Origin of the sequence: Mesorhizobium sp. 131-2-1, from assembly GCF_016756535.1 — a bacterium.
Classification (GTDB): Bacteria; Pseudomonadota; Alphaproteobacteria; order Rhizobiales; family Rhizobiaceae; genus Mesorhizobium.
This window is the reverse complement of the sequence record NZ_AP023247.1, coordinates 1,856,723-1,879,253: the sequence shown is the minus strand read 5'-3', so window position 1 is coordinate 1,879,253 and position 22,531 is coordinate 1,856,723. Positions and strand designations below refer to the sequence as shown.

Genomic DNA, 22,531 nt, shown 5'->3' with positions numbered 1-22,531 from the left:
GCCGATGAACGCGCCTCTCAACATCGCCATGCCTGCCGAGGCATCCTCCGCGCCGAAGACCTACCGGCTGCTGATCGACGGCAGGCATGTCGAAGCCCGCGACGGCCGCATGCTGGAGCGCAGGAGCCCCGGCCACGGCTTTGCCGTCTCGCTCTACGCGCAGGCCGGTGAGGCAGAAGTCGAGGCCGCGGTGGCCGCCGCGCACAAGGCTTTCGAGACCGGTCCCTGGCCGCGCATGAAGGCGGCCGAGCGCGCTGCCATCCTGCTCAAGGCGGCCGACCTGATCGAGGTCCGGCTGGAAGAGATCGCCAGGCTCGACGCGCTGGAATCCGGCAAGCCGATCGCCCAGGCGCGCGGCGAGATCGGCGGCGCCGTCGACATCTGGCGCTACGCCGCCTCGCTCGCCCGCACGCTGCATGGCGAGAGCTACGCCAATCTCGGCGACGCGATGCTGGGCGTGGTGCTGCGCGAGCCGATCGGAGTCGTCTCGATCATCACGCCGTGGAATTTCCCCTTCCTGATCGTCAGCCAGAAGCTGCCCTTCGCGCTCGCCGCCGGCTGCACGGCGGTGGTGAAGCCGAGCGAGATGACCTCGGCCTCGACCTTCGTGCTCGGCGACATCCTGCTCGAAGCGGGCCTGCCGGCGGGTGTCGTCAACATCCTTGCCGGCCTCGGCGCCGATGTCGGCGCGCCGATGGTCAACCATCCGCAGGTCGAGATGGTGTCTTTCACCGGCTCCACCCGCGTCGGCAAGATGACGATGGCTGCCGCCTCGAAGTCCCTGAAGAAGGTGTCGATGGAGCTCGGCGGCAAGAACGGCCAGATCGTCTTCCCCGACGCCGACCTCGAAGCGGCGGCCGATGCGGCCGTCTTCGGCGGCTTCTTCAACGCCGGCGAGTGCTGCAATGCCGGCAGCCGGCTGATCGTGCATGAGGCGATCGCCGACGACTTCCTCGCGGCCGTCAAGGCGCTGACCGCCAGGGTGACGGTCGGCGATCCGTTGGACGACCGCACCAAGGTCGGCGCGATGATTTCCACCGACCATCTGGCCAAGGTAGCCGGCTATGTAACGGCGGCAGCCGGAGACGGCGGCTCCGTCTTTGCGGGCGGCGGCCAGCGCGCCTCCAATGCCGGCCAGTATCTCGATCCGACCATCATTCGCGGCGTGACCGAGGACATGGCGATCGCACGCGAGGAAGTGTTCGGGCCTGTGCTTTCAGTGCTCACCTTTGAATCGATTGAAAGGGCGTTGCACATCGCCAACAACACGCCCTATGGTTTGTCGGCAGGTGTGTGGAGCGCCAGCATCGACACCTGCATGTCGGTGGCGCGTAATGTGCGTTCGGGGACTGTTTGGGTGAACACGTTCATGGAAGGCTACCCCGAGCTGCCGTTCGGGGGCTACAAACAGTCCGGTCTTGGACGTGAACTCGGCAAGCGCGCTGTCGAGGACTATACAGAGGAAAAGACAATCCAGTTTCATCGCGGCCAGCGCACCGGTTGGTGGGTCGGCTGAGTTGGGAAGACCCCGGCGGGCATCCGTCGGTTGTGTGCATTGCAACAAGGGAGGAACTACATGTTGCGCAAACTGCTTATCGGAACGGCTCTTGCGTCGACCTTTGCGTTTTCGGCGCATGCCGCCGACGTCAAGGAAGTGCAGATGCTGCATTGGTGGACGTCGGGCGGCGAAGCGGCTGCTCTGAACGTCCTCAAGGAGGATCTGTCCAAGGAAGGCTATGCCTGGAAGGACGTGCCGGTGGCCGGCGGCGGCGGCGACGCCGCCATGACCGCGCTGAAGGCGATGGTCGCGGCCGGCAACTATCCGACCGCTTCGCAGATGCTCGGCTACACCGTGCTCGACTATGCCGCCGCCGGCGTCATGGGCGACCTGACCGAGACCGCCAAGAAGGAAGGCTGGGACAAGTCCGTTCCGGCGGCCCTGCAGAAATTCTCGGTCTATGACGGCAAGTGGGTCGCGGCTCCGGTCAACGTCCACTCGGTCAACTGGCTGTGGATCAACAAGGCGGTGATGGACAAGATCGGCGGCACCGAGCCGAAGACCTTCGACGACTTCGTCGCCCTGCTCGACAAGGCCAAGGCGGCGGGCGTCATCCCGCTCGCGCTCGGCGGCCAGAACTGGCAGGAAGCCACCATGTTCGACTCCGTCGTGCTGTCGACCGGCGGGCCGGAATTCTACAAGAAGGCCTTCAACGACCTCGACGAGGAATCGCTGAAGTCCGACACGATGAAGAAGTCGTTCGACAACCTCGCCAAGCTGGTCACCTATGTCGACCCGAACTTCTCGGGCCGCGACTGGAACCTCGCCACCGCCATGGTCATCAAGGGCGACGCACTGGTTCAGGTCATGGGCGACTGGGCCAAGGGCGAGTTCCACGCCGCCAAGAAGACCCCGGGCACCGACTTCCTCTGCTATCGCTTCCCGGGCACCGACGGCAGCGTGATCTACAACTCCGACATGTTCGGCATGTTCAACGTTCCGGACGACCGCAAGGCCGCCCAGGCGGCACTTGCCACCGCCACCTTGTCGAAGAGCTTCCAGTCGGCCTTCAACGTCGTCAAGGGTTCGGTTCCGGCCCGCACCGACGTGCCTGACACCGACTTCGACGCTTGCGGCAAGAAGGGCATTGCCGACCTGAAGGCCGCCAACGAGGGCGGCACGCTGTTCGGCTCGCTGGCCCAGGGCTATGGCGCGCCTCCGGCCGTTGCCAACGCCTACAAGGACGTCGTCTCGAAGTTCGTCCATGGCCAGATCAAGACCTCGGACGAGGCCGTGACCGAACTGGTCAAGGCGATCGACGACGCCAAGTAAGCGACTGAAAACTGATCTCCCCCGCCCCTGGGTGGGGGAGACTTTCACCGAGGCAAGGTCCGGGTTGCCCGGGCTGGCGCGTTGCGCCGGCCGGCCCCCGACGAACCGGTACTGGACGAGCCGATGAGCACAGTTGCCGAAACCAACATCAAGTCGACACCGGAGCACGACGCCCGCCCGGGCGCGTCCGTTCGCTCGCGGCTGCAGGACCTGCTGCCGAAGATCGTGCTGGCGCCGAGCTTCGCGGCGACGATCGTCTTCGTCTACGGCTTCATCCTGTGGACGATCTATCTGTCCTTCACCAATTCCAAGACCTTCCCGTCCTACGCCATCACCGGGCCGCGCGCCTATCAGCGGCTGTGGCGCTGGACCTTCGAGAGCGACCCGCCGTCGAGTTGGTACACCTCGATCACCAACATGGGCATTTTCGGCTTCCTCTACATTTTCATCTGCCTGGCGCTCGGCCTGTTCCTGGCCATCCTGCTCGACCAGAAGATCCGCGGCGAAGGCGTATTGCGCCCGATCTATCTCTACCCGATGGCGCTGTCCTTCATAGTCACCGGCGTCGCCTGGAAATGGTTCCTCGATCCCGGCCTCGGCCTCGAGCAGACGCTGCATCAATGGGGCTGGACGAGCTTCCATTTCGACTGGATCAAGAACAAGGATTTCGTCATCTACACGGTGGTCATCGCCGGCGTCTGGCAGGCCTCTGGCTTCATTATGGCGATGTTCCTGGCGGGCTTGCGCGGCATCGACGGCGAGATCATGAAGGCGGCGCAGATCGATGGCGCCACCACCTTCCAGCTTTACCGCCGCATCGTCATTCCACTGCTGCGGCCGGTGTTCCTGTCGGCCTTCATCGTGCTCGCCCACCTCGCCATCAAGTCCTATGACCTGGTGGTAGCGCTGACCAGCGGCGGGCCGGGCGGCTCGGCCTGGCTGCCGTCGAACTTCATGTACGAGTTCACGTTCAAGCGCAATGAAATGGCCGTCGGCTCCGCCAGCGCCGTGATCATGCTGATGACGCTGACCGCGATCATCGTGCCTTATCTCTATTCCGAGCTCAGGGAGAAGCCGCGATGAGCGCCATCACCTCACCGGCACGCCCGGCCACCGGCAGCGGCATCAGCGCCAGGACGGTCAACCGCATCGTCATCTACGGGCTGCTCGCGCTCTTCGCGCTCTTCTACCTGATGCCGCTCTTCGTCATGCTGGTCACCTCGTTCAAGACCATGGACGAGATCCAGAACGGCAATATGCTGGCACTGCCCCAGTCGCCGACCTTCGACCCCTGGTGGAAGGCCTGGGGCGAGGCCTGTGTCGGTCTCACCTGCGCCGGCATCAAGGGCTACTTCTGGAACTCCATCAAGATGGTGGTTCCGGCTGTGCTGATCTCGACGCTGCTCGGTGCCCTCAACGGCTACGTGCTTACCAAATGGCGCTTCCGCGGCCACACGCTGGTCTTCGCGATGATGCTGTTTGCCTGCTTCATCCCGTTCCAGTCGGTGCTGCTGCCGATGGCGACGATCCTCGGCAGCATCGGCCGCTTTGGCGTCACCCTGCAGAATGCGACCGGATTCAATTTCGGCCTCGGCAACTCGACGGTGAACCTCGTCTTCGTCCACGTCGTCTATGGCCTTGGCTTCACCACGCTGTTCTTCCGCAACTACTACGAGGCCTTTCCGACCGAACTGATCAAGGCAGCGCAGGTCGACGGCGCGTCCTTCTTCCAGATCTTCCGCCGCATCATGCTGCCGAACTCGATGCCGATCTTCGTCGTCACCGTGATCTACCAGTTCACCAACATCTGGAACGACTTCCTGTTCGCTTCCGCCTATGCCGGCACCGGCGACGTCATGCCGATGACGGTGGCGCTGAACAACGTCGTCAACACCTCGACCGGCGTCGTCGAGTACAACGTCAACATGGCGGCGGCGATGATCGCCGCCCTCCCCACCCTTCTCGTCTACGTCGTCGCCGGCCGCTATTTCGTGCGCGGACTGATGGCCGGTGCGGTCAAAGGATAATCTGATGGCTTTTCTTGAAATTGATGGGCTGAAGAAGCGCTTCGGGAATGTCGAGATCCTGAAGGGCATCAATGTCGAGCTCGAAAAAGGCGGCTTCCTTGTTCTGGTCGGCCCGTCCGGCTGCGGCAAGTCCACGCTGCTCAACACCATCGCCGGGCTGGAGAACATCACCGAGGGCGAGATCCGCGTCGACGGCAGGGCGATCAACGATCTGCACCCGTCCAAGCGCGACATCGCCATGGTGTTCCAGAGCTACGCGCTCTATCCGAACATGACGGTGGCCGGAAACATCTCCTTCGGCATGGAGATGCGCGGCGTGCCGGCCGACGAGCGCCAGAAGGCGATCGACAAGGTGGCCAAGGTGCTGCAGATCGGCCACCTGCTGCAGCGCAAGCCGAGCCAGCTGTCCGGCGGCCAGCGCCAGCGCGTCGCCATGGGGCGGGCGCTGGTGCGCGACCCGAAGCTGTTCCTGTTCGACGAGCCGCTCTCCAACCTCGACGCCAAGCTGCGCGTCGACATGCGCATCGAGATCAAGCGCCTGCACGCCAACACCGGGACGACGATCGTCTACGTCACCCATGACCAGATCGAGGCGATGACGCTGGCCACCAAGATTGCCGTGATGCGCGATGGCGAGGTGCAGCAGTTCGGCACGCCGGCCGAAATCTACAACAACCCGACCAACATCTTCGTCGCCGACTTCATGGGCTCGCCGGCGATGAACCTGGTGCCGGCGACGATCGGCGGCAATGGCAGTGGGCTGTCGGTGGTGCTGCAGCGCGACGGTCGCGAGCCGATCTCGCTGCCGCTCGGCAACGCGCCGACGGGCCTTTCGGCCTTCCAGGGCAAGCAGGTCATCTTCGGCGTCCGCCCGGAGTCGCTGACCGATCCGGAAGGCGCCGAACGCAACGCCTCCAACATCGCCACGGCCGACTGCCATATCGAGGTGATCGAGCCGGCCGGCTCCGACACCTTCGCCGTCACTAATCTCGGCGGCAAGGCGGTGGTGGCACGGCTGCGCGCCGACGCCAAGATCCAGCCTGGCACGGTGACGCCGCTCGCCTTCAATCTGACCAAAGCGGTGTTCTTCGATCCGGCGACCGAGAAGCGCATTCTCTGACGGCCATGGCAAACCCGGATATCGTCATCATCGGCTCCGGCATCGGCGGCGCCACGATCGCCTCCGGTCTGGCTGGCAGCGGCGCCTCCATCCTGATCCTGGAGCGCGGCGAGCCACTGCCGGCGACGCCCGAGACGCGTGACACCCGCGCCATCTTCGTCAACGGCCACTACCGGCCGAAGGAGATGTGGCGCGAAGCCGGCGGCGCTGCCTTCAATCCCGGCAACTACTACTATGTCGGCGGCAATTCGAAATTCTACGGCGCCGTGCTGATCCGCTACCGCAAGGAAGACTTTTCCGCCATGGAGCATTTCGGCGGCGTCTCGCCGGCATGGCCGTTCTCCTATGACGAGTTCGAGCCGTGGTATTCGAAGACCGAGCAGCTTTTTCGCGTGCGCGGGACACTGGGTGAAGACCCGACCGAGCCGTTCCACTCGACCCCCTATGCCTTCAAGCCGGTGCCCGACGAGCCTTCGATCGCGCGCGCCCGCGCCGAGTTGAAGGGGCTCGGCCTGCATCCGGCATCGCTGCCGCTCGGCGTCGATATCGAAGCCTGGCTGAAGGACGGCAAGACGGGCTGGGACGCCTTCCCCAACACTGGCCAGGGCAAGGTCGACGCCCAGACCGGACCGCTGGCAGCAGCCCTTGCGGACAAGAACATCCGGCTCGAGACCGGCGCCCATGTCGACTATCTGGAGGCAACGCCGGACGGCAAGTCCATTGCCGCCATCCACTACACGCAGAAGGGCTCGCAAAAGAAGCTCTCGCCGAAGCTGGTCATCCTGTCGGCCGGAGCGGTCAATTCCGCCGTCATCCTGCTGCGCTCGCCCTCGGGCAATGCCAAGGCAGGCGGCAAAGGCCTCGCCAACCGCTCCGACCAGGTCGGACGCAATTTCATGAACCACAATTCCAGCGCCATGCTGGCGATCGACCCGCGCCGCCGCAACGACGCCGTCTACCAGAAGACGCTGATGCTCAACGACTACTATCTGTCGGACGGCAAGGGCGGCAAGCCGCTCGGCAACGTGCAGCTCCTGGGCAAGATCGATGGCAACATGCTGAAAGCCAATGTGAAGACGATGCCGAAATTCGCGCTCGACTTCATGGCCGGTCACGCCGTCGACTGGTACCTGATGTGCGAGGACCTGCCCGATCCCGAGAGCCGCATCATGGTCGACGGCAAGGACATCGTCATGCAGTGGCGGCGCTCCAACATGCAGTCGCTGGACGGCCTGACCAAGGTGATGCGCGAGAACTTCCGCGCCTGCGGCTATCCGATCGTGCTGTCGCGGCCATTCGACAAGCGCACGCCCTCGCACCAGTGCGGCACGGTCAGGATGGGCAAGGATCCGGCATTGGCGCCGCTCGATCCTTTCTGCCGTGCCTTCGATCACCAGAATCTGTTCGTCGTCGATGGCGGCTTCCTGCCGACCTCGGCCGCGGTCAACCCGGCGCTGTCGATCGCAGCACAAGCGCTGCGCGTCGCCGACCACATTCGCAAGACGGATCTCGCCGCATGAGCCGCCCCGCAGCCATCGTCACCGGCGGCGCGCGCGGCATCGGGCTCGCCTCAGCCGAGGCGTTGGCTGATGCCGGTTTCGACATCCTCGTCGCCGACCTCGCCGACAAGCCCGCCGACGGGCTGGCCAGGAACATCGCCGCGCGCGGCGCGAAGTTCGCCTATGCAAGCTGCGACATCGCCGATCTTGCCGGCCACGCCGCCCTCGTCCGAGCCGCGAAGAGCGCCTTCGGCCGCATCGATTGCCTGGTCAACAACGCCGGCGTCGGCGCCGTTATGCGCGGCGATCTGCTGGAACTGAAGCCGGAGAATTTCGACCGCGCGCTGGACATCAATCTGCGCGGCACGGTGTTCCTCACCCAGGCCGTCGCCAAAGCCATGCTTGGCACGCCCGGAGAGCACCCGAAATCGATCATCACCGTCACTTCGGTCAGCGCCGAGATGGCCTCGCCCGAGCGATCCGAATATTGCATCTCCAAGGCCGGCCTTTCGATGTGGGTGAAGACGCTGGCGCTCAGGCTCGCCGCCGAAGGCATCGGCGTGTTCGAGGTGCGGCCGGGCATCATCCGCACCGACATGACCGCGGGCGTTTCCGCCAAATACGACGCGCTGATTGAAAGCGGGCTGGTGCCGGCGCGGCGCTGGGGCGAAGCCGCCGACATCGGCGCCGTGGTTGCAAGTCTCGCCGGCGGCAAACTCGGCTTTTCGACCGGCTCGATCATCAATGTCGACGGCGCGCTGTCCGTGCCGCGACTGTAAGCGAGTGCTGCCATGACCGACTACATCATCGTTGGCGCCGGCCCGGCCGGCTGTGTTCTGGCCAACCGGCTGAGCGAGGACCCGTCCAACTCGGTCCTTCTGCTGGAGGCCGGCGGCAAGGACTGGCATCCGCTGATCCACATGCCGGCGGGCTTCGCCAAGATGACCAAGGGTATTGCTTCCTGGGGCTGGTCGACGGTGCCGCAGAAGAACATGAAGGATCGCGTCTTCTGGTACACGCAGGCCAAGGTGGTCGGCGGCGGCTCCTCCATCAACGCCCAGATCTACACGCGCGGCAATGCGCGCGACTACGACGCCTGGGAGAAGGAGGAAGGCCTCGCCGGCTGGGGCTATCGCGACGTGCTGCCTTATTTCAAGCGGGCCGAGAACAACCAGCGCTACGCCAACGACTTCCACGGCGACCAGGGACCGCTCGGCGTCTCCAATCCGATCTCGCCGCTGCCGATCTGCGAAGCCTATTTCCGCGCCGGACAGGAGATGGGCATCCCCTTCAATCCGGACTTCAATGGCGACAGTCAGGAAGGTGTCGGCTACTACCAGCTCACCCAGAAGGATGCGCGCCGCTCGTCCGCTTCCGTCGCCTATTTGAAGCCAATCCGCGCCCGCAAGAACCTGACGGTGAGGACCGACGTGCTGGTCACCCGCATCGTCGTCGAGAAGGGCCGCGCCGTTGGTGTCGAGGTGGTCGACAAGCCGGGCGGTCAGCCTGCGATCCTGCGCGCCGAGCGCGAGGTGATCGTCTCTTCCGGCGCCATCGGCTCGCCGAAGCTGCTCATGCAGTCGGGCATCGGCCCGGCCGATCATCTGAAGTTGGTCGGCGTGACGCCTGTCCATGACCTGCCCGGCGTCGGCTCCAACATGCAGGACCACCTTGACCTGTTCGTCATCGCCGAATGCACCGGCGACCACACCTACGACAACTACGCCAAGCTGCACCGAACGATGTGGGCCGGCCTGCAATATCTGCTGCTGAAGAAGGGGCCGGTCGCCTCCAGCCTGTTCGAGACCGGTGGCTTCTGGTACGCCGACCCGACGGCCGCCTCGCCTGACATCCAGTTCCATCTCGGCCTCGGCTCGGGCATCGAGGCAGGCGTCGAGAAGCTGAAGAACCCGGGCGTCACCCTGAATTCCGCTTTCCTGCGCCCGCGCTCGCGCGGCACCGTGCGGCTGAAGAGCGGCGACCCGGCCGACCATCCGCTGATCGACCCGAACTACTGGTCCGACCCCTACGACCGCGACATGTCGATCAAGGGGCTGCGGCTGGCGCGCGAGATCATGCGGCAGAAGGCGCTAGCCCCATACGTCCTGCGCGAGGTGCTGCCCGGCCCTTCCCTGCAGCGCGACGACGATCTCTTCGACTACGCCTGTCGCAGCTCCAAGACCGACCATCATCCCGTCGGCACCTGCCGCATGGGCCACGACGATATGGCCGTGGTGACGCCGGATCTCAGGCTGCGCGGCATCGAGGGTTTGCGGGTCTGCGACGCCTCGGTGATGCCGCGCGTCCCCTCCTCCAACACCAATGCTCCGACCATCATGGTCGGTGAAAAGGGCGCCGATCTGATCCTCGGCCGCGAGCCGCTGCCGCCGGCCGTGTTCTCCTCCAATCGCGCGGCTTGAGGGACGCCATGATCCGGCACTGTGTCTTTGTGAGATTCCGCGACGACGTCGACGCCTCCGAGCGCGCCGCGATCCATGCCGATCTCGAAGCCCTGCGCTGGGCGATCGACGGTATGGACAAGGTCCAGTTCAGCGCCAATGTCAGCCCGGAACCTTTCGCGCGCGGCCTCACTCACGGCTTCACCATCGACTTCCGCGATGCTGCCGCTCGCGACGCCTATCTGGTGCACGAGGCGCATCAGCGCGCCGGCGCCCGGCTGGTCGCCGCGCTTGAAGGTGGCACCGACGGGCTGATGGTGGTCGATTTGGAAATTCTCGGCTAACCGGCCAAGATTACCCCAAGCGCAGCGCGACAACGCCGGCGACGATGCTGAGCGCGGCAGCACCCCGCCAGCCCGTCATTTTCTCGCCCAGCGCGAAGACCGAGATCAGCATGGCAAACAGGATCGAGGTCTCGCGCAGCGATGCGACCGAGGCGATCGGCGCCTTCGTCATCGCCCACATGACGATCCAGTAGGCGGCGCCGCTGAGCACGCCGGTGAACAGCCCCGCCTTCCAGTCGCGCGCGAGCACCGGCAGCGACTGCGGCCCACGGAAGACTATGCACAACACCAGGGCCCACAGAGCATCGCAGACGAACAGCCAGGCCGCGTAGCTCTGCGCGGTAGCCGCCAGCCGCGCGCCGCTGCCGTCGGAGAGCGTGTAACTGGCGATGAAGACCGAGGTGCCCAATGCGAAGCCGACGGCGCGCAGGTTGAACCGCTCCAGATGCACGCCGCCGCGAAACGACATCACCAGCGTGCCGGCCGACAACAGCAGGATGCCGACAATGGCGAGCGGTGCGGGAACCTCATGGACCACCATCATGCCGCCGAGGGCCGCGAGCAGTGGGGCGGTGCCGCGCGCCAGCGGATAGGTCTGGGCGAAATCTCCGGCTTTGTAGGCGCCGATCAGGAAGGTCCGGTAGCCCATGTGGAAGATCACCGAGGCGACGATATAGGGCCACACCTCGGCCTTCGGCACCTCGACGAAAGGCAGCGCGAACAGCGCGGCGAAACCCATGCCGAGCGTCATCAGCGTAATCGACAGGAACCGGTCGAGATGCACCTTGACCAGCGCGTTCCAGATCGCGTGCATGGCGGCGGCGGCAAGCACCGCGAAGAAGACGAAAAGCGTCATGCCCGGCTCATCCGCCTCCGGACGCGAGACCAGGTGTTTCCAGGTCGATATCGACCCGCAGCGGAAAATGGTCGGAGGCGACTTCGCCAATGTCCACGCTGACCGAGCGCACCCGCGTGGCCAGCATGCCGCCGACGAAGCAGTGGTCGAGGCGGCGCTTTGCCAGCCTGCCGTCGATGATCTTCTCATGGGTGTGGAAGTCGGCGGCCGGTTCGCCGGCAACGGCGGCGGCGTCGACGAAACCGTCGAGATAGGCGGCGCCGCGATGGTAGGGCGTGCTGCCGACGATGCGCCGGTATTCGGGGCTGCCCGGCTCCATGTTGAAGTCGCCCAGCCAGATCGCCGCCGGCGGACTTTCCGGCTCCGGCCCGCCATTGCTCCAGTTGCGCTGCGGCTCATCATCGGCGCCGCTCCAAGGGCCGCCGTCGGACGGCGCCCGGCGGTGTTCTCCGAGCAGATAGTCAATCTGCTCCAGCCGCTCCTCTGCGGCGATGTGGGCGAGATGCAGCGAGAAGACCCGCACCGGCCCGGCCGGCGTGCGGATCATGCATTCGAGCGCGGCGTTGCGCGTGTTGAACGGGCGCAGCGTGCGCCGCAGCGGCAGCGTGTGCAGGCGCGACCAGACGATCGGCAGCTTCGACAGCACCATGGTGCCGAACTGCCTGCGACGGTTGACGATGAGGCCGTCGCGCTGCTCGCTGGCATCCATGTCGAAAGCCGGACCGTAGACCCAATGGTAGTCGGGCAGCAGCCGCGACAGGATTTCCGGCTGGTCGTCCCCGTTGGTGCGCTGCCAGTGCCGCTCCACCTCCTGCAAGGCGATGATGTCGGCGCCAGCAACCACGCGCGCGGCGCGCGCGAGATCGTAGCGCCCGTCGCCGCCGAACCCGTACTGGATGTTGTAGCTGACCAGCTTCATTGATTACCCGGCTCAACTTTCGGCGATGGCACTAGCGGTTCCGTGATGGTGTTGCAATGGACCGCAACGTCGCCAGCAGTAGGCCAACTGCCGTAGCGTCGTCGGGCTGCGCATTAGGCTGTGTTGAGATTCAGGTCAGGCCGAGTCGAAAATGGTGGCTTTCGAGAACCGGAGCGGAGCGTACTCAAAGTACGTGAGCACCGGAAGCGCAGGAAGCCGCCGTTTGCAGACCGACCTCACCTGAATATCAGCACGGCCTAGGTGGTCAGCGGCTGGAATCGCCCCGCCGGCGACGCTGCCAGTTCCGACCAGTCGATTTCCTCCTCCAGCCGGTGATAGGCCTCGTCGCCGATCGTGCCGTTGCTGCGTAGCTCCTCCAGCGCGTCGCGCTGGCGCTTGATGGCATAGAGGCGCAGCCGGTCGTATTCGGTCGCCGCCTGGGCGTCCTCAGGGTTCTCGGCGATCCGGCGCTGCGCCTCATATTGCTCGCGCACGGCGGCGGCCGCGGTCGAGGTCTTGCCGCTCAGCACGTCGAGCGCGGTTTGCATGATGGCGACGCGTGCTTCAGCCACCTCGCGGTCTATCGTCGTATCCCGTTCGAAGTTGAGCCAGCGCAGCAGAGGTTTCAAGCTCATGCCCTGCAGAACCAGCGTGCCGAGCACGACCGCGAAGGCGGCAAGCACGATCGGGTCGCGGCCGGGGAAGCCGGCCGGCAGCGCAATGGCCACCACCAGCGTCACTAGCCCCCGCATGCCGCACCAGCCGACGAGCACGGCGCCGGGAAATGTCGGCAAACCTCGCCTTTTGTCTTCGCTGTCGAAGCGGGCAAACCATCGGATGATCGCAACGTAGCTCGCCACCCAGACAAGGCGCGCTACGATGACGACGACCAGCACCGTTGCGGCGAAGAGAAATGCTTCGCCTTGCCCGTCGCCCGAGAGCCTGCCGACGATCGACCGCGCCTGCAGGCCCATCAGCACGAACGCCAGCACGTTGAGAACGAACACCGCCGATTCCCAGACCGAATAGGTGCTGACGCGCCTCCGTGCCGACATCCGGCGCGGCCCGGTGCGTGCGATTGTCATGGCATAGACGACGATGGTGATGATGGCTGAAAGGCCGAGCTTGTCGGCGATGATCCAGACGGCGAAGGTTCCGGCAAACTGCACCACGGTGCTGCTTGCCGCGTCCTCGATCCGCGTCAGCGTCAGCAGCGAGAAGCGGCCGAACAGATAGCCGGCGACAACGCTGCCGACGGTCGACAACAGGATGACAGGTACCGCGTCCTTCAGCATGACCGAGCCGATGGCGGCCGAAACCGCGATCCGGTAGATCAGCAGTGCGGTTGCATCGTTGAGCAGGCTCTCGCCCTGCAGGATGGCGGTGATCCGGTGCGGCACCTTGAACTGACCGAGCACGGCGCTCGCCGCCACCGCGTCCGGCGGCGCGACGATGGCGCCGAGCGCGATCGCTGCCGCGATCGGCAAGCCGGCCATCTTCCAGCCGACGAAAGCGACGACCACGGTGGTGAAGACGACGGCGCCGAGCGCCAGCAGCGCCAGCGGCAGCCGGTAGCGCTTCAGGTCGCGCAGCGAGGTGTCATAGGCGGCATCGAGAAGCACCGGCGCGATGAACAGCGCAAGCGCCAGTTCCGGATCGATCTCGATGGTCGGCGCGCCAGGCACGAAGGCGATCCCGACCCCGGCCAAAGCCAGCAAGGAAGGATAAGGAACCTCCAGCCGCCGCGACAGCGCCGTCAGCGCGACGGCGATCAAAAGCAGGACGAGGGTAAGTTCGAACAGCGCCATGACCTGTTGCATCCGAGGCGGGATTGAGGGCGGGTTGCAGGATGCGGTCGATTGGCCATCAAACTCAAGCCCCCTGGCCATATGCCCGGGATCGCATCACGGCCTAACTTCGACACCCTGTCCGCAGAGGTTTGAAGGACTGCGTTATGGCACCGGAACCGAGTTGCTCCTTTTGTGGAAAATCCCAATCGCAAGTGCTGCAAATAATTGCAGGTCCTGATGCTTTCATTTGCGATGAATGCGTCCAGCTGTGCGTCAGGATCGTCGCAACCCAGAACCCGGACTGGCTTGAGCAGCATCGCCAATTCCTGACGACGCTACCTTTCAAACCCCCGTCGTGAAGCCGCTGCCAGGCGAGTTCAGTGCAGGACCAGCATGTCGCCGGACGAGAAGGAGATCTCGGCCTTTTCGCCGACGGCGGGCGGCGGTGTGGCCGGGCTGTTGAACGTGTCGAGCGAGACCGTGCTGCCACCGATGCCGACACGAACCCGGATGACCGAGCCGAGGAAGTGGACCTCGGCGATCTCGCCCGAAAGGCTGGAATCGCGACCGGGCTGGCGGCCGAGCGAAATCGCCTCGGGCCGCAGCGCCAGCGACAGCGTGTCGCCCGATTTCGACCCGTTCAGCTTGCCCTTGAGAGCGACCTCCTGCGAGTTGACGCGCACCGTGCCGGATGCGGCATCGGTCACCGTGCCTTCCAGCACATTCAGTGTGCCGACGAAATTGGCGACGAACTTCGTCGCCGGACGGTTGTAGATCTCGAACGGTGTGCCGACCTGCTCGGCCTTGCCGCCATACATCACGGCAATCCGATCCGAGATCGACAGCGCCTCTTCCTGGTCATGGGTGACGAAGATGGTGGTGATGCCGAGCTTCTTCTGGATCGAACGGATTTCCTCGCGCAGCGACACGCGCACCTTGGCGTCGAGCGCCGACAGCGGTTCGTCGAGAAGGAGCAGCTTGGGCTTCGGCGCGATGGCGCGCGCCAGCGCGATGCGCTGCTGCTGGCCGCCGGAGAGCTGGTAAGGATAGCGGTCGCCCATCTGCGGCAGCTTGATGATGTCGAGCATCTCGGCGACGCGCCTGTCGGCGTCGGCCTTGGGCATGCCTGCCACCTTCAGCCCGAAGGCGATGTTCTGTGCCACCGTCAGGTTCGGGAACAGCGCATAGGCCTGGAACACCATGCCGACATTGCGCTGGTTTGGCTTCAGCCGCGTAATGTCCTTGCCGGCCACGACGATCTTGCCGGCCGAAGGCTCCTCAAAGCCGGCGACCATGCGCAGCACCGTCGTCTTGCCGCAGCCCGATGGCCCGAGGAAGGAGACGAACTCGCCCGGCTCGACGTCGAGGTTGAAGTCCTGCACCACGGTCGTAGCGCCGAAGGACTTTCGCACATGCTGGATGGAGAGGAACGGCTCGGCCATGGCTTTGACTTTCAGTTCGGGCGGTTCGCCGATTTCGGCGCGAAGCGGGACAAGATCTGGATCAGCGACATGCAGCCCCAGGTGATGGCGAAGGCGATGATGGCAAGCGCCGCCGGCTCATAAGCGCGGTTGGCGCCGATGTTCTGCAGGTACGGACCAAAGGCCGGCCGGTTGAGTAGGCTTGCCATGGTGAATTCGCCGATGACGATGGCGAAGGTCAGGAAGGCGCCCGACAGCACTGCGATCAGCACGTTGGGCAGGATGACGCGGGTTATGATCGTCCCCCAGCCGGCGCCGAGGATCTGCGCTGCTTCCGTCAGCGTCCTGACGTCGATGGTGCGAAGCCCGGTGTCGACAGCCCGGTACATGTAAGGCAGCGCCAGTGTCGCATAGCCGATCACCAGCAAGGCATTGGTGCCGGAATCGCTGGCCAGGAAGGGCAGCGGCGAGTTGGAGCCGTACATCCTGATGTAGCCGAAGACGATGACGATGGCCGGAATGACCAGCGGCAAGAGCGTGATGAACTCGACGACCGGCCTGATCTGCGGCAGCCGCAAACGGATCCAGTAGGCAGCCGGCACCACGATCAGCACGCCGAGCACGATGGTGAAGATCGCGGCGATCACCGAATACATGAATGTGGCCTGGAAACGTTCGTCGCCAAGCACGATCTGATAGGCGTCGAAGGAATAGGCGCCGCGCCGCATGCGCATGGAGAATTCGACGGTCGCGATCAGCGGAATGAAGAAATAGGCCGCGCCGAGGATGAAGACGATCCAGGCCCAGAATCTGCCGGACTTCATTTGAGCCACCTCTCGGAACGCGTCCGGAACCAGATGTAGAACACATTGGCCAGACCGGTGATGACGATCATGCCGAAAGCGATCGCATAGCCGAGATGCGCATTGTGCAGCACGTCGCCACGGATCTGAGCGTAGAGCAGGATCGGCACGATGTTGAGCGAAGAACCGGTCAGCGCATAGGCGGTGGCGATGGCACCAAAGGCGTTGGCGAAGAGCAGGATGACGGTGCCGAGGAAGCTCGGCCAGATCACCGGGATGACCACCATGCGCCAATACTGCGCCGTGGTCGCGCCAAGCGTCGCGGCGGCTTCGCCCCATTCCTTCTTCAGCCCGTCGATGGCCGGCGTGATGATGACCACCATCAGCGGAATCTGGAAATAGACATAGGTGAGAGTGAGGCCCCAGAACGACAGGATGTTGAAGCCGTGTGCGTAGATGTTGAGGCCGAACACGGTGTTCAGGATGACGGTGGCAAGCCCGAGCCGGCCCAGCGTGGCGAGGAAGGCGAAAGCCAGCGGCACGCCGGCGAAGTTGGAGGCCACGCCGGAGAAGGTCAGCGTCGCCGAGCGTATCCAGTCCGGCAGGCCGCCGCGCACGATGGCGATGGCGATGGCGAGGCCGGCGAAGGCGCCAATCAGCGCCGAGGCAAGGCTGACCTTGATCGAGATCCAGTACGCGGCAACGATCGATGGCTGCGCCAGGGCCGCGATATTTTCGAGGGTGAACTCACCGGCATCGTTCTGGAAGGCGCCCAGCATTAGGTAGAGCGTGGGCAGGATCAGGAACATGATCGCGAAGACGAAGAACGGCGCAACGCCGAGCCACTGCGTCGGCAGCCTCAGGCTTCGCGCCTCGGCGGGTGGCGCGGTCTTTCCCGCGATGGCCTGGTTGGAAAGCGAGACATCGGTCATGCGCCGGCTACCGTCTTTGAGTAGAGCCGGGCGACCAAGGGCCGCCCGGCCGATACCATTGTGCTACTTGACGTTGGCGCCGACAACGGCGTCCCAGTTCTTGGTGATGGCTTCCTTGGCCTTGCCCTGTTCGTCGAGGGTCGGGAACACGGCCGACGCATAGGCCTCGGCCGGCGGCAGCTTGGCCATCACATCGGCCGGGAGCTTGCCGTTCTTGGCGAGGTCGTTGAAGCGGATCGGATGGCAATAGCCCTTCAGCCAGCCGACCTGGCCTTCGTCGGAGTAGAGATACTCAAGCCACAGCTTGGCGGCATTCGGGTGCGGCGCGTAGGCGCTGATCGCCTGCACGTAGACGCCGGCGACGACGCCCGTCTTCGGCACCACGACGTCGACCGGCGGATTGCCCTTCAGCGTGTCGCGGCCGGCAAGCGCGTTGTAGTCCCAGGTGACCAGGATCGGAGTCTGGCCCTGGGCGAGCGTCGCCGGCTTGCCGATGACCGGCACGAAATTGCCGGCGGCATTGAGCTTCTTGAAGAAGTCGAGGCCGGCGGTGCCAGCGGCTTCACCAGCAGCCGCGCCACCGGAAAGTCCGGCGGCGTAGACGGCCTGGATGGCCTGGTTCGAGGCGCGCGGGTCACCGGCAAGCGCAACCGTGTTGGCATAGTCTGCCTTCAAGAGATCGGCCCAGTCGGCCGGAGCTTCCTTGACCAGGTCCTTGTTCACCAGGAAGGACAGCACGCCGTAGTAGTCGCCGGTCCAGAAGCCATCAGCATCCTTGGCGCTGTCAGGGATCGAGTCCCAGGTCGACACCTTGTAGGGCTGGATCAGGCCATCAGCCTTTGCCGACGGGCCGAACGAAAGGCCGACGTCGACCACGTCGGGCGCCTGCGGGCCCTTGTTGTCCTTGTTGGCCTTGATCGCCTCGATCTCGTCGCCCGAGCCGGCATCCGGATTGAGTTCGTTGATCTTGATTTCCGGATACTTCGCCTTGAAGCCGTCGATGACGGCGCCGTAACCGCACCAGTCATGCGGCAGCGCGATGGTGGTGAGCTCGCCCTCCGCCTTGGCCGCCTTGACGAGTTCATCCAGCGAAGCCGCGGACGAAATCACCGACGACACCATCAGGGTCGCGGCCGAAAGGGAAAGCACTTTCCCCGTGAATTTGAACATGTGTTCTCTCCGTTGAACTGACGCCTGTGGACGCCTGCGATGCGGTATCGTTTTCGTGTGACAGCCAGATGAAAGCTTTGTGAAACCAGCACGCGCAGTACGAAAAAGTAAACTCTTTTTAACCGGGTGTAGCAATCGCCCCGCGATTCTTTTTCCGGCTAATCATTTCCCGCCTTGTCTTTCGCCCTTCCCCTTTCCTTTCCCCTCGTTTCCCGGATCAAATTCCGGCGCCCGAAATCAGTTTCAGACAGCGCCGGCTATGGCATTCTCGAGCAGCGTCAGTGCTGCCTTCTTGGTCAGCTTGACCGGGTTGCCGCCGGCGGTCGGATCGACCACCGCCATGTCGGCGATCAGTCCCTTGCGCTTCTTGTCCATGTCGAGGCCTTTGATCAGGCCCGGCAGCGCATGCGGCACCTTCAGATCCTTGCGCAGCTTGATGATCGCCTTGGCGAAGCCGTCGAAGCCGCCCTTGATGCCGCAATAGGCGGCGAGCCGGGCAATGCGTTCGTCGATGGCGTCGCGGTTGAACGCCAGCACATAGGGCATGAACACCGCATTGGTCATGCCGTGATGGGTGTCGTAGAGCGCGCCGATCGGATGCGACAGCGAGTGGATGGCGCCGAGCCCCTTCTGGAACGCGGCTGCGCCCATCGCCGCGGCGCTCATCATATGCGCGCGGGCGACGAGATCCTTGCCGTTGGCGAAGGCCTTGGGCAGGTTCTCGAACACCAGCCTTATGCCCTCCACGGCGATGCCGTCGGCCATCGGATGGTACCCCGGCGCGCAATAGGCCTCGAGGCAGTGGGCAAGCGCGTCCATGCCGGTGCCGGCGGTGATGAAGCCCGGCATGCCGACAGACAGTTCCGGATCGGCAATCACGATGGCCGGCAACAGCTTCGGGTGGAAGATGACCTTCTTGGTGTGGGTCGCCTCGTTGGTGATGACGCCGGCGCGGCCGACTTCCGAGCCGGTGCCGGCCGTGGTTGGCACCGCGATGATCGGCGCAATTGCGTCCGAATTGGCCCTGGTCCACCAGTCGCCAACATCCTCGAAATCCCACACCGGCCGCGTTTGCCCGGCCTGGAAGGCGATCAGCTTGCCGAGGTCGAGCGCCGAACCGCCGCCGAAGGCGATGACGCCGTCATGCTTGCCCTTCTTGAACACCGCGATGCCGGCGGTGAGATTGGAATCGACCGGATTGGGCTTCACCTCGGAAAACACGCCATAGGGCACCTTGGCGTCGTCGAGGATCTTGAGCGTCGAAGCGACGACCGGCAGCTTGGCCAGGCCCGGATCGGTGACGAAGAGCGGCCGTTCGATGCCGGCGGCGGCCAGCACGTCGGGCAATTCCTTGATACGGCCGGCGCCGAAGCGGACGGTGGTCGGGTAGTTCCATTTGGAGATCAGCTTGGACATGGCTTGTCTTTCGAAAGTCAGATTGCTTCGCGCAGGTGATAGGATTTCGGCCGGGTCAGATTGTCGTAGCCGATGGCCGAAAGCGCCGCGCCCTTGCCGGTGTCCTTGACTCCGGTCCAGACCAGCGCCGGATCGAGGTAGTCGCAGCGGTTCATGAACACGGTGCCGGTCTCGACGCGATCGCCGATCGCGACAGCGCGCTCGGTATCGTGCGTCCAGATCGAGGCCGTCAGCCCATAGGGGCTGTCATTCATCAGCGCGATCGCCTCCTCATCGTTGCGCACCTTCATGATGCCGACGATCGGCCCGAAGCTTTCCTCGCGCATGACGCTCATCTGGTGGTCGACATTGGTCAGCACTTCCGGCGCAAGATAGGGCGAGCCCGGCTTGTCGTTCTCGACCTTCATGTTGATGTGCGCGGCGGCACCCTTGCGCAGCGCCTCGGCCTTCTGCTCGCGGATCAGGTCGGCGAAGCGCGCCTGCGCCATCGGCCCCATCGTGGTCGCCTGCTCCAGCGGATTGCCGACGACATAGTTCCTGGTCTCGGCGATGAAGCCTTCGACGAACTCGTCATAGACCTTCTCGTGCACATAGACGCGCTCGATGCCGCAGCAGCACTGGCCGGAATTGAAGAAGGCGCCGTCGACCAGATTGGCGACCGCATGATCCATCTTGGCGTCGGGCAACACATAGGCCGGGTCCTTGCCGCCGAGCTCGAGGCCGAGGCTCATGAAGGTGCCGGCCGCCGCCTTCTCGATGGCGCGCCCGCCGGCGACCGAGCCGGTGAAGTTGACATGGTCGATCTTGCCGGAGCCGAGCAGCTTCTCGGTCTGGCCGTGGTTCAGGACAAGGTTCTGGAACAGGCCCTTGGGCAGCCCGGCCTTGTCGAAGGCCTGCTGGAAGCGCTCGCCGACCAGCAGCGTCTGCGCGGCATGCTTGAGGATGACGGCGCTGCCGGCCATCAGCGCCGGCACGATGGTGTTGACGGCGGTGAGATAGGGGTAGTTCCACGGCGCGACGACCATGACGACGCCGAGCGGCACCTTCTTCACATAGCGGCGGAAGCCGTCCTTCGGGTTGGAGGCCATGACCGGCTTCAGCGCCTGCTCGGCGATCTCAACCATGTAGTTGACGCGTTCCTTGACGCCGCCGAATTCGCCGCCATAGCGCACCGGGCGCCCCATCTGCCAGGCGATCTCCGGCACGATCTCGTCGGTCATGGCGACCAGTGCTTCCAGCATCGCCAGCATGTACTTGCCGCGCTCGACGACCGGCGTTTCGGCCCACTTCTCCTGCGCCGCCTTGGCGCGCTCGACGGCGGCATTGATCGCATGATCGGTGGCGACCGGCCGCTCGGCATAGATCGAGCCATCGATGGGTGATTTGAGTTTGACCGTTTCGGTCATTCTTTCAGTCCTCGCACTTGTTACAATCGAAATTCTGTCGGTTGGCGTCACCGCTCGTCCGCCTGCCGGCACTTCCTCCCAAACGGGGAAAGGACGAAACTTCGGCGGCAGTTCCCCCCTCTCCGCGTTCGCATCGGAGAGGGCAAAGGTGAAGCGCGCCGCCGCCGCTGCAGCCAGTCTAGTACCGCTCGAACCCCCTGTGCAGTTCCCAGTCCGTAATGCGGCGGTCGTATTCGAACTGCTCCCAGCGAGCGGTGTGCACGTAGTGCTCGATCACGTCCTCGCCGAAGGCCTGCTTCAGCATCTTCGACTTCGACAGCGTCTCGGTGGCGTCGCGCAGCGTCTTTGGGATCTCCGGCAGGCGCGAGGCCTGGTAGGCGTCGCCGACGAACGGCTTCTGCAGTTCCAGCTTCTCGTCGATGCCGGCAAGGCCCGACGCGATCAGCGCGGCGAAGGCGAGATAGGGGTTGAGGTCCGCGCCGCCGATGCGGCACTCCATGCGGATGCCCTTGGTGCCCTCGCCGCACAGGCGGAAGCCGGCGGTGCGGTTGTCCTCGCTCCACATGATCTTGGTCGGCGCGAACGTGCCGGCCTGGAAGCGCTTGTAGGAGTTGATGTAGGGCGCCAGGAACCAGGTGAACTCCTTGGCGTATTTGAGCTGACCGGCCGCCCATTGCTGGCCGAGCGTGGACAGCGTCCACTCCGACTTCTTGTCGAAGAACAGCGGCGTCTTGCCGTCGGCGCTCCACAGCGAATTGTGGATGTGGCTGGAGTTGCCGGCGAGCCCGTAATTGTACTTGGCCATGAAGGAGATCGACTTGCCTTCGGAATCGGCGATCTCCTTGGCGCCGTTCTTCAAGATGACGTGGCGGTCAGCCATGTCGAGCGCCTCGGCATAGCGCACATTGATCTCTTCCTGGCCGGGACCCCACTCGCCCTTGGAGTTCTCGATCGGAATGCCGGCGGCTTCCATCTCGTTGCGAAGCCGGCGCATGACGCCTTCTTCCTTGGTGGTGATGCCGATCTGGTAGTCGCCGATATAGGGCGAGGCTGAGTCGAGGCCCTGCCAGTGCTTCTTGCGGGCGGAATCGTATGTCTCGTTGAACAGGTAGAACTCGAGCTCGGACGCAAAGTAGCCGATATAGCCGCGTTCGCTCAGCCGCTTGACCTGCTTCTTCAGAATGGCGCGCGGCGAATGCGCGAGGTCCTCATGGTCGTGGTGGTCGAGCACATCGCAGATCACCAGCGCTGTCTTTTCCAGCCAGGGAATGCGACGCAGCGTCGAAAGGTCGGGCTTCATGACGAAGTCGCCATAGCCCTTCGACCAGCTCGCCGCCTTGTAACCCGGCACCGGCTCCATATCGATGTCGCAGGCGAGCAGATAGTTGCAGCCATGCGTCTCGCCATGCGCGGAATCGACGAAGTACTGGGCCAGGAACCGCTTTCCCGCGAGCCGGCCCTGCATGTCGACGATACAGGCCAGTACCGTGTCGATCTCGCCATTGGAGACCGCTTTCTTCAACTGATCGAACGAGAAATTTCCGGCCATTCCTTTGGCACTCCAGCGCTTGGTCGTTGAGAGGCATAAACGCAGCCATG

General features: G+C 64.4%; 19 protein-coding genes and 1 pseudogene. 10 read left to right on the top strand and 10 right to left on the bottom strand.

Annotated elements, in window-relative coordinates; genetic code table 11:
• Positions 1-4 precede the first annotated feature (4 nt).
• From JG743_RS09245 to JG743_RS09205, 9 genes are all read left to right on the top strand, one after another.
• Positions 5-1,516, top strand: coding sequence for an aldehyde dehydrogenase family protein (locus tag JG743_RS09245; RefSeq protein ID WP_202299782.1), 1,512 nt, complete (start codon positions 5-7; stop codon positions 1,514-1,516).
• A 60-nt stretch (positions 1,517-1,576) separates the two neighbouring features.
• The gene (locus tag JG743_RS09240) at positions 1,577-2,830 is read left to right on the top strand and encodes an ABC transporter substrate-binding protein (protein ID WP_202299780.1); all 1,254 of its coding nucleotides are present in this window, start codon (positions 1,577-1,579) and stop codon (positions 2,828-2,830) included.
• Between the two features lie 123 nt (positions 2,831-2,953).
• The gene (locus tag JG743_RS09235; RefSeq protein ID WP_202299778.1) at positions 2,954-3,913 is read left to right on the top strand and encodes a carbohydrate ABC transporter permease; all 960 of its coding nucleotides are present in this window, start codon (positions 2,954-2,956) and stop codon (positions 3,911-3,913) included.
• On the top strand, positions 3,910-4,857 hold the full coding sequence (locus JG743_RS09230) for a carbohydrate ABC transporter permease (RefSeq protein ID WP_202299776.1): 948 nt from the start codon (positions 3,910-3,912) through the stop codon (positions 4,855-4,857). Before JG743_RS09235 ends, JG743_RS09230 begins: the two co-directional genes overlap by 4 nt.
• Positions 4,858-4,861: 4 nt before the next feature.
• Positions 4,862-5,977: an ABC transporter ATP-binding protein gene (locus tag JG743_RS09225; protein ID WP_202299774.1), complete on the top strand. Its 1,116-nt coding sequence runs from the start codon at positions 4,862-4,864 to the stop codon at positions 5,975-5,977.
• Between the two features lie 5 nt (positions 5,978-5,982).
• Entirely contained in the window at positions 5,983-7,497 is a 1,515-nt protein-coding gene (locus JG743_RS09220; protein ID WP_202299772.1) for an FAD-dependent oxidoreductase, read from the top strand.
• The gene (locus JG743_RS09215) at positions 7,494-8,255 is read left to right on the top strand and encodes a 3-ketoacyl-ACP reductase (RefSeq protein ID WP_202299770.1); all 762 of its coding nucleotides are present in this window, start codon (positions 7,494-7,496) and stop codon (positions 8,253-8,255) included. The genes JG743_RS09220 and JG743_RS09215 overlap by 4 nt, the downstream gene beginning before the upstream one ends.
• Positions 8,256-8,267: 12 nt before the next feature.
• Positions 8,268-9,896 carry a GMC family oxidoreductase gene (locus tag JG743_RS09210; RefSeq protein ID WP_202299768.1) on the top strand — a complete coding sequence of 543 codons (1,629 nt, stop codon included), beginning with the start codon at positions 8,268-8,270 and terminating at the stop codon, positions 9,894-9,896.
• Between the two features lie 8 nt (positions 9,897-9,904).
• The gene (locus JG743_RS09205) at positions 9,905-10,219 is read left to right on the top strand and encodes a Dabb family protein (RefSeq protein ID WP_202299766.1); all 315 of its coding nucleotides are present in this window, start codon (positions 9,905-9,907) and stop codon (positions 10,217-10,219) included.
• Positions 10,220-10,229: 10 nt separating this feature from the next.
• On the opposite strand, the gene JG743_RS09200 is transcribed toward JG743_RS09205, so the two are convergent.
• From JG743_RS09200 to JG743_RS09190, 3 genes are all read right to left on the bottom strand, one after another.
• Complete coding sequence (locus tag JG743_RS09200) at positions 10,230-11,075, bottom strand: EamA family transporter (protein WP_202299764.1); 846 nt, start codon at positions 11,073-11,075, stop codon at positions 10,230-10,232.
• A gap of 7 nt (positions 11,076-11,082) precedes the next feature.
• Positions 11,083-11,994: an endonuclease/exonuclease/phosphatase family protein gene (locus JG743_RS09195; RefSeq protein ID WP_202299762.1), complete on the bottom strand. Its 912-nt coding sequence runs from the start codon at positions 11,992-11,994 to the stop codon at positions 11,083-11,085.
• Positions 11,995-12,251: 257 nt separating this feature from the next.
• Entirely contained in the window at positions 12,252-13,802 is a 1,551-nt protein-coding gene (locus JG743_RS09190) for a cation:proton antiporter (RefSeq protein ID WP_202299754.1), read from the bottom strand.
• Between the two features lie 146 nt (positions 13,803-13,948).
• On the opposite strand from JG743_RS09190, the pseudogene JG743_RS09185 reads away from it, so the two are divergent.
• A pseudogene (locus JG743_RS09185) lies at positions 13,949-14,066 on the top strand (ClpX C4-type zinc finger protein); the annotation flags it as partial.
• Between the two features lie 95 nt (positions 14,067-14,161).
• Here JG743_RS09185 and JG743_RS09180 read toward each other — a convergent pair.
• From JG743_RS09180 to JG743_RS09150, 7 genes are all read right to left on the bottom strand, one after another.
• Complete coding sequence (locus JG743_RS09180) at positions 14,162-15,226, bottom strand: ABC transporter ATP-binding protein (protein WP_120014820.1); 1,065 nt, start codon at positions 15,224-15,226, stop codon at positions 14,162-14,164.
• An 11-nt stretch (positions 15,227-15,237) separates the two neighbouring features.
• Positions 15,238-16,029: an ABC transporter permease gene (locus tag JG743_RS09175; protein ID WP_202299750.1), complete on the bottom strand. Its 792-nt coding sequence runs from the start codon at positions 16,027-16,029 to the stop codon at positions 15,238-15,240.
• Complete coding sequence (locus JG743_RS09170) at positions 16,026-16,940, bottom strand: ABC transporter permease (protein WP_202299748.1); 915 nt, start codon at positions 16,938-16,940, stop codon at positions 16,026-16,028. Before JG743_RS09170 ends, JG743_RS09175 begins: the two co-directional genes overlap by 4 nt.
• Positions 16,941-17,003: 63 nt before the next feature.
• The gene (locus JG743_RS09165; RefSeq protein ID WP_202299746.1) at positions 17,004-18,110 is read right to left on the bottom strand and encodes an ABC transporter substrate-binding protein; all 1,107 of its coding nucleotides are present in this window, start codon (positions 18,108-18,110) and stop codon (positions 17,004-17,006) included.
• Between the two features lie 243 nt (positions 18,111-18,353).
• Positions 18,354-19,526 (bottom strand): iron-containing alcohol dehydrogenase, encoded by a 1,173-nt coding sequence (locus tag JG743_RS09160; RefSeq protein WP_202299744.1) that lies wholly within the window; start codon positions 19,524-19,526, stop codon positions 18,354-18,356.
• Between the two features lie 17 nt (positions 19,527-19,543).
• Positions 19,544-20,932, bottom strand: a complete 1,389-nt coding sequence (locus JG743_RS09155; protein WP_202299742.1) for an aldehyde dehydrogenase family protein — start codon at positions 20,930-20,932, stop codon at positions 19,544-19,546.
• Positions 20,933-21,110: 178 nt separating this feature from the next.
• Positions 21,111-22,481: a glutamine synthetase family protein gene (locus JG743_RS09150; RefSeq protein WP_202299740.1), complete on the bottom strand. Its 1,371-nt coding sequence runs from the start codon at positions 22,479-22,481 to the stop codon at positions 21,111-21,113.
• Positions 22,482-22,531: the final 50 nt, after the last annotated feature.